We start from the raw sequence: 9,640 nt of genomic DNA, 5'->3' as shown, positions 1-9,640 counted from the left end.
CGCCGCGGGGACTCCCTCTCAGTGACTTGTAGAGTTTGCATACTTCCGAAGTTCGAGCCTGGCAATGGCGCGGTTATGCACCTCGTCCGGGCCGTCGGCGAGACGGAGCGTGCGGATGTGGGCGTAGTCCTTGGCAAGGCCGGCTTCGTCCGACACACCCGCACCGCCGAAGGCCTGGATCGCCTCGTCGATGATCTTCAGCGCCATGTTGGGCGCGGCGACCTTGATCATGGCGATCTCGGCCTGCGCGGTCTTGTTGCCGACCTTGTCCATCATGTCGGCAGCCTTGAGGCACAGAAGACGCGTCATCTCGATGTTGGTGCGGGCCTCGCCGATGCGCTGCTCCCACACGCTGTGCTCGACGATTTTCTTGCCGAACGCGGTGCGCGAGGCGAGCCGCTTCACCATCTTCTCCAGCGCCTCCTCGGCCTTGCCGATGGTGCGCATGCAGTGATGGATACGGCCCGGGCCGAGGCGGCCCTGCGCGATCTCGAAGCCGCGGCCTTCGCCGAGCAGGATGTTCTCCTTCGGCACGCGCACGTTCTCGAGCAGCACCTGGGCGTGGCCGTGCGGCGCATCGTCGAAGCCGAACACCGGCAGCATCTTCTCGACCTTGATGCCAGGCGTGTCGAGCGGAACCAGGATCTGCGACTGCTGCTGGTGCTTGGCGGCCTTGAAGTCGGTCTTGCCCATCAGGATCGCGATCTTGCAGCGGGGATCGCCGACGCCGGACGACCACCATTTGCGGCCGTTGATGACGTAATGGTCGCCGTCGCGCTCGATGCGGGTCTCGATGTTGGTGGCGTCGGACGAGGCCACCGCCGGCTCCGTCATCAGGAAGGCGGAGCGGATCTCACCGTCCATCAGCGGCCGTAGCCATTTCCGTTTCTGCTCCTTGGTGCCGTAGCGGATGAACACTTCCATGTTGCCGGTGTCGGGCGCGGAACAATTGAACACTTCCGAGGCCCAGGTGATGCGGCCCATTTCTTCCGACAGCAGCGCGTATTCGAGATTGGTCAGTCCCGCGCCACGGAATTCGTCGTCCTCGTGCTCCGACGGCGGCATGAACATGTTCCAGAGGCCTTCGGCCTTCGCCTTCTTCTTGAGGTCCTCGAGAACAGGGATCACCTTCCAGCGGTCGCCGCCCTTGTCCTGCTGATCGTAGATCGGCACCGCCGGGCGTACGTGCTTGGCCATGAAGGACCGCACGCGGTCGAGCCATTCCTTTTGCTTGGGCGACATATCGAAGTCCATGCGACGCTCCTCTCTCTCACTAGTGCTTTTGCGCCGGACTGTCCTCCCGCTTTGCGCGGCCCGCAAGCGCGAATGCGCGTCATGCGGGCCTGTCGACACCCGGTCGCAGCTGCGAACGAGTCCCGATTGCGGATTGACTTTTCCCGGCCTTCAAACGATAGTTTCATACAACTGTTTGAATTGCAACTCCCTCCCCGAGGGCACCTATGGCCAGCGATCATACGAGGTCTGCCATTCTCGCCGCCGCCGAGCGGCTCTATGCCGATCGCGGCTTCGGCGACGTGACGCTGCGCGACATCGTCGCGGAGGCGGGCGTGAACCTCGCCGCGGTGAACTATCATTTCGGCTCGAAGGACGAGTTGATCGCGGAACTGTTCGTCTCGCGGTCGATCGCCACCAACCGCGAGCGCCTGCGCGAATTGAAGGCCGCTGAGGAAGATGGCGGCTGCCGCGCGCCGATCGAGGTAATCCTGCGCGCGCTGGTCGGGCCGACCTTGCGCGGCTGCCTGGGGCCTGAGAACCAGCGATCGACTGCCGCGCGCTTCATGATCCGCGCTTCGATCGAATCCGTGCCGCCGATCCGGCGCATCAAGAACCGCGAGATCGACCATTTGCGCAAATTTGTCGGCGCGATGCGGCGGTCCCTGCCCGACCGCAGCGAGGTCGATATCTATTGGGGCCTCAATTTCGCGCTCGCGATGGCGCATCACACCATCCGCGAGAGCGAGCGATTGACCAAGCTGTCGGAAGGCAAATGCGACCTCGACGACGTCGAGGACGTGATCGCCCGCGTCGTCAGCGTGGCGACGATGGCGCTGACGGCGGGACGGATGGAGCCGAAGGCGCCATCAAAGGTGGCGGCGCGTTAGCGCGGATGGGCGTTGACGGTACGGAACTGGAAGCCGCATTCGCGGTGCGCTCCCTCGCCCCGTTCTTACGGGGAGAGGGTCGGGGTGAGGGGCCTCTGTCCACACGTGCGGTCTTCGGGAGAGCTGTACCCCCTCACCCGGATCGCACCGGACGATGCTTCGCATCGCCGGGGGCGATCCGACCTCTCGCCGCAAGCGGGGAGAGGTGAAGTAAGCGTCATTCACCTCACAACAGGCGATGCAGTCGATCTGATCGAAGAATGATTGGTGGGCGGGACTACGCCCGCTGCGGCATCTCCTCGGCCTCTTCCTTGGCGAGCAGCAGCAGCATCTCGATGCCCATCTCGCCTTCCTGCGGCGAGCGGATGAACTTGATCTCGTCGGCGCCCTGCCGCAGCGCGGCAATGATGGCGACGGCCTGATTGGCGGTGGCCGCCTCGGTCGCCAGAATGGCCTTCTGGTCCTTGGCCTGGAACCCGATCGTGTAGGACAATTCACTTCCCTCCCCGACTTCAAGTGGAGAGATCGAATCAGAGTCGGAGGCAAAGCGGAAGCCTGTGCGACTACGGACCGGGATTATCTGGGGATTGCGGGCAAGCTTCACGCAAGCCCCGGCATGGCGCGCGCGTCCATGGCCGTCGCAATAGTCGCGCTGCGCTTGAATCCCAGCCTCTCGGCCCCAGGCGCGGAGGAGAGCGTCAGATGATGCCCTGCTGCTTCAGCTGCTCGATCTTGCCGGCATCATAGCCGAGCTTGCCGCCGAGCACCTCCTGGGTGTGCTCGCCCAGAAGCGGCGGGGCGCGATAGTCCTTGATCGGGGTCTCCGAGAGCGTGAGCGCGTTGCGGACCAGCGACAGATCGGGCTCGAACGGATGGTTCACCTTCACGCGCATGCCGCGCGACTGGACGTGCGGATCGGAAAACACCTGCTCGAAATCGTTGATCGGCCCCGAGGGCACGCCGGCCTCCTCCAGCTTCTCCAGCCAGTAGGCTACCTTTTGCTTCAAGAACAGGCCGGCGAAGATCGCCATGATCTCCTTGCCGTGCACGACGCGGTCGTTGTTCTTGACGAAGCGTGGATCGCTTGCGAGCTCGGGCGCGCCGAGCACGGCGCAGGTGCGCTGAAACTGGCCGTCATTGCCGACCACGACCATCAGCTCGCCGTCGGTGCAGCGGAACACGCCGGCCGGCATGCCGCCATTGCCCCAGGTGCCGCGACGCGGCGGGATCTTGCCGTTGACGAGATAGATCTGCAGCCAGTGCGACAGCGATGCGATCACGGTATCGAACAGGCAGACGTCGATGTGCTGTCCCTGCCCGCCATTGGCATCGCGATGGTAGAGCGCCGAGAGAATCCCGATCGAGGCGTTCATGCCGGTCATGTAGTCGACGATGGAGGGGCCGACCTTCATCGGGCCCTCGCCGGGCTCGCCGTCGATATGGCCGGTGACGCTCATCAGGCCGCCCATCGCCTGCAGGATGGCGTCGTAGCCGGCGCGCGGCGCGTAAGGTCCGGTCTGGCCGAAGCCGGTCACGGAGCAATAGATGATGCCGGGATTGATCGCCTTGATGGTCTCGTAGTCGAGACCGTAGCGCTTGAGATCGCCGACCTTGTAGTTCTCCATGAAGACGTCGGCGTCCTTGGCGAGCTCGCGGACGATCGCCTGCCCCTCGGGCTTGGCGATGTTGACGGTGACCGACTTCTTGTTGCGGTTGGCGCAGAGATAGAACGAATTGTTGTTGTTGGCCTTGCCCTCGGGGTCGGCCAGGTAAGGCGGGCCGAAAGCGCGCGCGTCGTCGCCGGTGCCCGGCCGCTCGATCTTGATCACCTCCGCGCCGAGATCGCCCAGCATCTGGGCCGACAGCGGCCCGGCCAGCACGCGGGTGAGGTCAAGGATCTTGATGCCTGAGAGCGGCAGGGCCGACATGTCGATTTCCTCCGGGGAACTAACCTTGGCGCGGCGGCGGGATCGCAGGCCGCGCTCCCTGCGGATACCACCATTTTCGCACGCTGAGCACTGCACTGGCGGCATACGGCTATCTCCTGCCGGGCCGGAGGTGATCGCCGTCCGCAAACTTTCCGCGCCGCGAATATTGCGTGATCGGCTCAGGTCACGACCGCCGGCTGTCGCGGCCGGCGGCGAGCGAGCAGAACGAGGATCAGCACCGTCGCGCAGGAGAACACCAGCGTGAGACCGAGCGCAGCACGGCTGCCGAACTCCGTCAGCAGGCCCGCGAGCAATGGCGGCGAGATCGCGGAGGCGAGGTTGAGCGGCAGCGAGATCATCGACATCGCCTTGGCGAACTCGGCCTGGTCATAGAACACCAGCGGGATGGTCGCCCGCGCCACCGCCATTGCGCCGCTGCCGGCGCCATAGAGCAGGATGAAGACCGCGACCGCCCAGGTGGCGCCCTCGCTCGACATCAGCAGCAGCATGGCGACCGGCAATGCGCTGCCCGCGACGAGCCCGGTCGTGATGCCGTCCCATCGTCCGCCGCCGAGAAAATCCAGCCCGCGGGCGCTGACCTGAATCACACCCAGCATCGAGCCGAACATCAGCGCCTGAGCCGGCGCCAGCCCCTCCGCCCGCAACAGCTCGATCAGGATCGCGCCGATGCCGAAATTGACGAAGGCGTTCAGCGTGATCGCGGCGACGACGAGGCCGAACGTGCTCCGTGCAATCGCGGGCGGCGGCGACCGCTTGACCGGCGCGGCGCCCGCGTCCTTTGTGATCTTCCGGCGCGGCGCGCCGAACGCATAGAGCGGGAGGCTGACGAGGAGCATCATCGCGGCGTAGACCAGGCACGTCCCCCGCCAGCCGAGGTGACCGCTCAGGAACGAGGTCGTCGGCCAGAAGATGCTGCTGGACAGGCCCGTCACCAGCATCAGCGCGCCGATCGCGTTCTTGGCCTGCCGCCCCGCGATCTCGTTCAGCATAATATAGGCGCCGGTCGACAGCGTGGCGCTGCCGGCGATGCCGAGGACGATCCACGCGGCGAAATACAACACCGGCTCGCGCGCCAGCGACAGCAGCACGAAGCCCGGCGCGGTGACGATCGTGCCGACCATCATGACCGTCCGCGCGCCATGCCGCGCAAACGACTTGGCGAGCAACGGGCCGCACAGCCCCATCGAGACGTAGAGAACGGACGTACCGGTGAACACCGCCGGCAGGCTCATGCCGAGATCGGCGGCGAGATCGCGCCCGACGACGGCGGGAAGCCCGATCGTGCCCCATCCGACCAGCTGCGTGGTGGCAAGCATCAGCAGGACCCCGATGAGCCCGCCGTCATATTTCAAGAACTGCATTCCAAACGTCGCCTGCCCGGCAGGCGCAGATTGCGCCGGCGCACACTCTTAGCGGGAGATCGTAGACTCGAGGAATGTCAGTTCCGAATGCCATGGAAGCCTGCTTCGCAGAGCGGCGAAGGCCAGGAGCTGATTGACATGGACCACTCTCTGGTCCATTTTATGGAAATGCGAAGAGGAACAATGCGATGCGTGTCTCCGTCACCGAGGCCAAGGGACAATTGACCGATCTTGTCCGTCGTGCGGAAGCCGGCGACGAGGTGATCCTGACGCGTCATGGACATCCTGCGGTGCGGCTCGTTCCGATCAAGCGTCCCGCCGACGCTGCGACCCGGCGCGCGGTGCTCGAGGCCGCCCGCAAGAGCGGCGCGGCCAAAGCTCTTCCCGGCCCGGATGCGGCGCGCAGCCAGGACTTTCTGTTCGGCAACGATGGACTGCCGGAATGATCGCAGTCGATACGTCGGCACTCATGGCGATCGTGCTCGACGAGCCGCAAGCCGATGCCTGCATCGCTGCGCTTCAGACCGCGGACGAGATCCTGATCTCGGCCGCCACCGCTGCGGAGAGCCTGATCGTCGCGGCACGCCGCGGCGTGTACGAAGAGATGAAGAATCTGATCGCGCATCTCGGCCTGAACGTGATCTCGGTGACCCAGGCCTCCGCCGAACGCGTGGCGCAGATCTACTCGCTTTGGGGCAAAGGCAACCATCCTGCCGGCCTCAACTTTGGCGACTGTTTCGCCTACGATATCGCGAAGGAGAATGGCTGCGCGCTGCTCTATGTCGGTGATGACTTTGCAATGACCGATATCGCAGCAATCGCTTAAGTCGACCAGGGCGTAACGCCGCGACGTTCGACGAGCCGATAGCCCGCCGCGCTCGCCTCACGCGGTGTGGCCGGGATCCACGTGCTTGGGCGTCTTCTTCTCGCGCTGCGGTGTCATCCTGGCCGGATCGGGCGCGCCCGGCACGCCGCGCGGGCCGAGCTGGTCGCGCTGGATGTCGTCCTCGGAGCGGGATGGCTCGACGCCGTTGGGCTCACGGGGCTTGGTCATCGCGTCTGCCTTCTCAAGCGTTGTCCCGGACGCCGAGCGCGTTGCCTCCCGCCTCGCGGCCGGGCACGCTGACCTGAACTTCATGTCCCTCACGCAGCGCGAGGGATGCGGCGGCGACCGCGGACTCGAACGCAGCTTCCTTGGTGGCGTATGTGTTCTTGACGTCGCCGTCATGAAGCACGCCCCACTCGTCTCGCACCGGCACGATGGCATATTGCGCAAGGCCCATTGTCCACTCCTGGCTTGAGTCAGAATCTGGCTTTCAGCACTGTCTGCCCGATAACGCGCCGGCGGGCTTAACGTTGCGTCAGCTGCGGAGTCGCGCTCACCCGCCACACCGTGTTGCCGCTGTCGTCCGCAACCAGTAGCGCGCCGGTCTTGTCGATGGCGACACCGACCGGGCGGCCGCGCGCCTGGTTGTCGCTGTTGAGGAACCCGGTGACGACGTCCTGCGGCGGGCCGCTCGGCCTGCCGTCCGTGAACGGCACGAACACGACCTTGTAGCCGTTCAGCACATGCCTGTTCCAGCTGCCGTGCTCCCCGACGAAGGCGCCGCCGCGATAGGCGGCCGGCAGGCCGCTGCCGGTGTTGAAGGCGAGCCCGAGCGGGGCGACATGCGAGCTCAGCGCATAATCCGGCACGATCGCCTTGGCGACGAGATCCGGCCGCTCCGGCTTGACGCGGGGATCGACGTGCTGGCCGAAATAGCTGTAGGGCCAGCCATAGAAGCCGCCGTCCTTCACCGAGGTCATGTAATCGGGCACGAGATCGGGACCGAGTTCGTCGCGCTCGTTGACCACCGTCCAGAGTGCACCGGTCTGCGGCTCGAAGCTGAGCCCGTTGGGATTGCGCAGGCCGCTTGCGAACACGCGCCAGCGGCCGCTGGCGCGATCGATCTCGAGGATCGCGGCGCGGTTGTGCTCGGCCTCCATGCCCCTCTCGGCGGCGTTGCTGTTGGAGCCGACGCCGGCATAGAGCTTCGAGCCGTCGGGGCTGGCGACCAGGCTCTTGGTCCAGTGCTGGTTGATCGGACCGCCCGGCAGCGGCGTCAGCACCGTGCCCGGCGCGGTGATCTTGGTCTCCCCTTCCGTGTAGGGATATCTGACGATGGCATCGGTGTTGGCGACGTAGAGATCGTTGCCGACCAGCGCCACGCCGAAGGGTGAGTTGAGCTGGTCGAGGAAGACGCTCTGCGTCTCCGGCACGCCGTCGCCGTTGCTGTCGCGCAAGAGCGTGATGCGGTTGCTCTCGCCGCTGTCGCCGCCGGAGGTCGCCAAGGACATGACGAAGCCCACCAGGATCTCCTTGGGCCGCTTGATCGGCGCGCGCTTCGGCGGCCTGGATTCCACCACCAGCACGTCGCCATTGGGGAGCACGTAGAGCGAGCGCGGGTGCTGCAAGCCCGTGGCAAAGGCCTTGGCCTGCAAGCCCTGCGCAACCGTCGGCGTCTCGTCCTTCTTCCAGCCGACGATGCGGGCAATGCGGACCGGCGGCAGCAGATATTGCTGGATCTCGGGAAGTGCGGGGTTGGCGCCGACCTGCGCGTTGGGATCGCCGCTGCCGTCATTGCAGCCGGCCAAGCCCAGCAGCGACGCGCACAACAGTGCGCGGATCATCGCAGACCTCATCGCGCAACTCCCACACCGTGGCGATAGACCATGGCCCAACCCAGCCAGCCGGTGATCGGCAGGATCAGCACGGTGAGCGCCGACAGAATCAGCCCACTCGGCCACACCGAGGTCCAGCCATCGCGCATGTGGATCATCAGATTGACGATCGAAAGGATCAGCACCACGGCATTGCCGATCAGATGCGGCCAGGCCGGCGCCTGCGCCCGCACCAGCCGATTGCCGAGGAAATCGGTCAGGCCCGCGATCGCCGCCAGCACGCCGAAGATGATTCCGGCGAGCAGCAGCCAGGCCGAAAAATCCGCCCACATGATCTCGGCGCTGGCGACATAGGCGATGTCGGTCAGCAGCGCCCCGACAAAACACGTGATCGGGATCGGCACCAGCATCGGATGAATCGGATGTCCCGCGATCTGCGCGGTGGAGCGCACGCGCATGTCGTCTCGCACGGTTGGCCTCGTGACTTTTACCCTTGCCCGTACGGCGAACTCCCGCTCATGACGAAGGTTCCTCCGCACTCTGCATCGCACCGAGCTAGGGCACACCGTCACGCGGAACTGAATGGGACATCCGAAAGTCTTGACTGGGATCATTCTTTCGGAGATCGCAGCGTGGATCAGCCTGACGATGGTGCCTCATTCAACCCAGCATCCAAGCTCGACGGCGTGTCGCGGCGCCAGACCAGGCAGATCGAATCGCAGAGCAGGCCAAGCGCCGCGCTGATCCATGAGACGATCCGCGCCGAAGGCGAGCAGGAACTGGAGCGGCGATGGTGGGCCATCGTGCTGTCCGGTTTTGCCGCCGGCCTTTCGATAAGCCTGTCGCTGATCGTTCAGGGCGAGCTTCATGCGCTGATCGCGGATGAGGCGACCCGCCGCTTGGTTGCTCCGCTCGGCTATACCGTCGGCTTCCTGGTCGTCGTGCTGGGACGACAACAGCTCTTCACCGAGAACACGCTGACACCGATCCTGCCGCTGTTGCACAATAGAGATCTCGGCACCTTGGCAAGCGTGCTCAAGCTCTGGATCCTGGTTCTCGCCTCGAACATCGCAGGGACCTGGGCAGCTGCCTCCGTGCTCGCTCGCACCAGCATCTTCGAACCTCGCATCGTGGACGCCTTCATCGATCTCAGCCGGCCGACGATCGAAGGGACATTCTCAACCACCTTCGTCAAGGCCATCTTTGCCGGCTGGCTGATCGCGTCGATGGCCTGGCTACTTCCGGCCGCCAAAGGCTCGCGCGCACACATCATCGTGGTGATGACCTATGTGGTCGCACTCGGCCAGTTCTTGCACATCGTCGCCGGCTCGATCGAGTGCGCCTTTCTGGTGCAGAGCGGCCTGGCCTCGTTCAGCCAATATGCCTCCGACTTCTTCATGCCGACGCTGCTCGGCAATATCCTGGGCGGAACGACCCTGGTTGCGCTGCTGAACTACGGACAGGTCGCCGCCGAAATTGACGATCACAGGCGATAGAGCCTGCACGACGCGCCACAGATGACTGTCGAACAAACCGCCCTGCCAGG

At 65.1% G+C, this 9,640-nt stretch carries 12 protein-coding genes; 4 read left to right on the top strand and 8 right to left on the bottom strand.

Annotation, left to right across the window (positions count from 1 at the left end; genetic code table 11):
- Positions 1 to 18: 18 nt before the first annotated feature.
- Entirely contained in the window at positions 19 to 1,254 is a 1,236-nt protein-coding gene (locus tag P0R31_RS11055) for an acyl-CoA dehydrogenase family protein (protein ID WP_275514106.1), read from the bottom strand.
- Positions 1,255 to 1,460: 206 nt separating this feature from the next.
- Between P0R31_RS11055 and P0R31_RS11050 the strand changes: the two genes are divergently transcribed.
- Positions 1,461 to 2,123 (top strand): TetR/AcrR family transcriptional regulator, encoded by a 663-nt coding sequence (locus P0R31_RS11050; protein WP_275514105.1) that lies wholly within the window; start codon positions 1,461 to 1,463, stop codon positions 2,121 to 2,123.
- 277 nt (positions 2,124 to 2,400) lie between these two features.
- On the opposite strand, the gene P0R31_RS11045 is transcribed toward P0R31_RS11050, so the two are convergent.
- The 3 genes from P0R31_RS11045 to P0R31_RS11035 form a co-directional block, all read right to left on the bottom strand.
- Positions 2,401 to 2,616 carry a hypothetical protein gene (locus P0R31_RS11045; protein WP_129268033.1) on the bottom strand — a complete coding sequence of 72 codons (216 nt, stop codon included), beginning with the start codon at positions 2,614 to 2,616 and terminating at the stop codon, positions 2,401 to 2,403.
- Positions 2,617 to 2,821: 205 nt separating this feature from the next.
- Complete coding sequence (locus P0R31_RS11040) at positions 2,822 to 4,051, bottom strand: CaiB/BaiF CoA transferase family protein (RefSeq protein ID WP_275514104.1); 1,230 nt, start codon at positions 4,049 to 4,051, stop codon at positions 2,822 to 2,824.
- A gap of 179 nt (positions 4,052 to 4,230) precedes the next feature.
- On the bottom strand, positions 4,231 to 5,433 hold the full coding sequence (locus P0R31_RS11035) for an MFS transporter (protein WP_275514103.1): 1,203 nt from the start codon (positions 5,431 to 5,433) through the stop codon (positions 4,231 to 4,233).
- Positions 5,434 to 5,621: 188 nt separating this feature from the next.
- Here P0R31_RS11035 and P0R31_RS11030 point away from each other — a divergent pair, with 188 nt between their 5' ends.
- Together P0R31_RS11030 and P0R31_RS11025 are read left to right on the top strand one after the other, a co-directional pair.
- Complete coding sequence (locus P0R31_RS11030; protein WP_157280592.1) at positions 5,622 to 5,879, top strand: type II toxin-antitoxin system Phd/YefM family antitoxin; 258 nt, start codon at positions 5,622 to 5,624, stop codon at positions 5,877 to 5,879.
- A complete protein-coding gene (locus P0R31_RS11025; protein ID WP_275514102.1) occupies positions 5,876 to 6,259 on the top strand; it encodes a type II toxin-antitoxin system VapC family toxin in 384 nt (127 codons plus the stop codon). The genes P0R31_RS11030 and P0R31_RS11025 overlap by 4 nt, the downstream gene beginning before the upstream one ends.
- A gap of 57 nt (positions 6,260 to 6,316) precedes the next feature.
- On the opposite strand, the gene P0R31_RS11020 is transcribed toward P0R31_RS11025, so the two are convergent.
- The 4 genes from P0R31_RS11020 to P0R31_RS11005 form a co-directional block, all read right to left on the bottom strand.
- Complete coding sequence (locus P0R31_RS11020; RefSeq protein WP_275514101.1) at positions 6,317 to 6,487, bottom strand: hypothetical protein; 171 nt, start codon at positions 6,485 to 6,487, stop codon at positions 6,317 to 6,319.
- Between the two features lie 13 nt (positions 6,488 to 6,500).
- Positions 6,501 to 6,716 carry a hypothetical protein gene (locus P0R31_RS11015; RefSeq protein WP_036010879.1) on the bottom strand — a complete coding sequence of 72 codons (216 nt, stop codon included), beginning with the start codon at positions 6,714 to 6,716 and terminating at the stop codon, positions 6,501 to 6,503.
- A 67-nt stretch (positions 6,717 to 6,783) separates the two neighbouring features.
- The gene (locus P0R31_RS11010; RefSeq protein WP_275514100.1) at positions 6,784 to 8,115 is read right to left on the bottom strand and encodes a PQQ-dependent sugar dehydrogenase; all 1,332 of its coding nucleotides are present in this window, start codon (positions 8,113 to 8,115) and stop codon (positions 6,784 to 6,786) included.
- Complete coding sequence (locus P0R31_RS11005; RefSeq protein WP_430516823.1) at positions 8,112 to 8,552, bottom strand: DUF2231 domain-containing protein; 441 nt, start codon at positions 8,550 to 8,552, stop codon at positions 8,112 to 8,114. Before P0R31_RS11005 ends, P0R31_RS11010 begins: the two co-directional genes overlap by 4 nt.
- 174 nt (positions 8,553 to 8,726) lie before the next feature.
- Between P0R31_RS11005 and P0R31_RS11000 the strand changes: the two genes are divergently transcribed.
- A complete protein-coding gene (locus P0R31_RS11000) occupies positions 8,727 to 9,590 on the top strand; it encodes a formate/nitrite transporter family protein (RefSeq protein ID WP_275514098.1) in 864 nt (287 codons plus the stop codon).
- Positions 9,591 to 9,640 lie beyond the last annotated feature (50 nt).

Origin of the sequence: Bradyrhizobium yuanmingense (assembly GCF_029167105.1) — a bacterium.
Classification (GTDB): domain Bacteria; phylum Pseudomonadota; class Alphaproteobacteria; order Rhizobiales; family Xanthobacteraceae; genus Bradyrhizobium; species Bradyrhizobium yuanmingense_A.
Note: the sequence above shows the minus strand (reverse complement) of the source record. Positions and strands in the feature narration are given on the sequence as shown.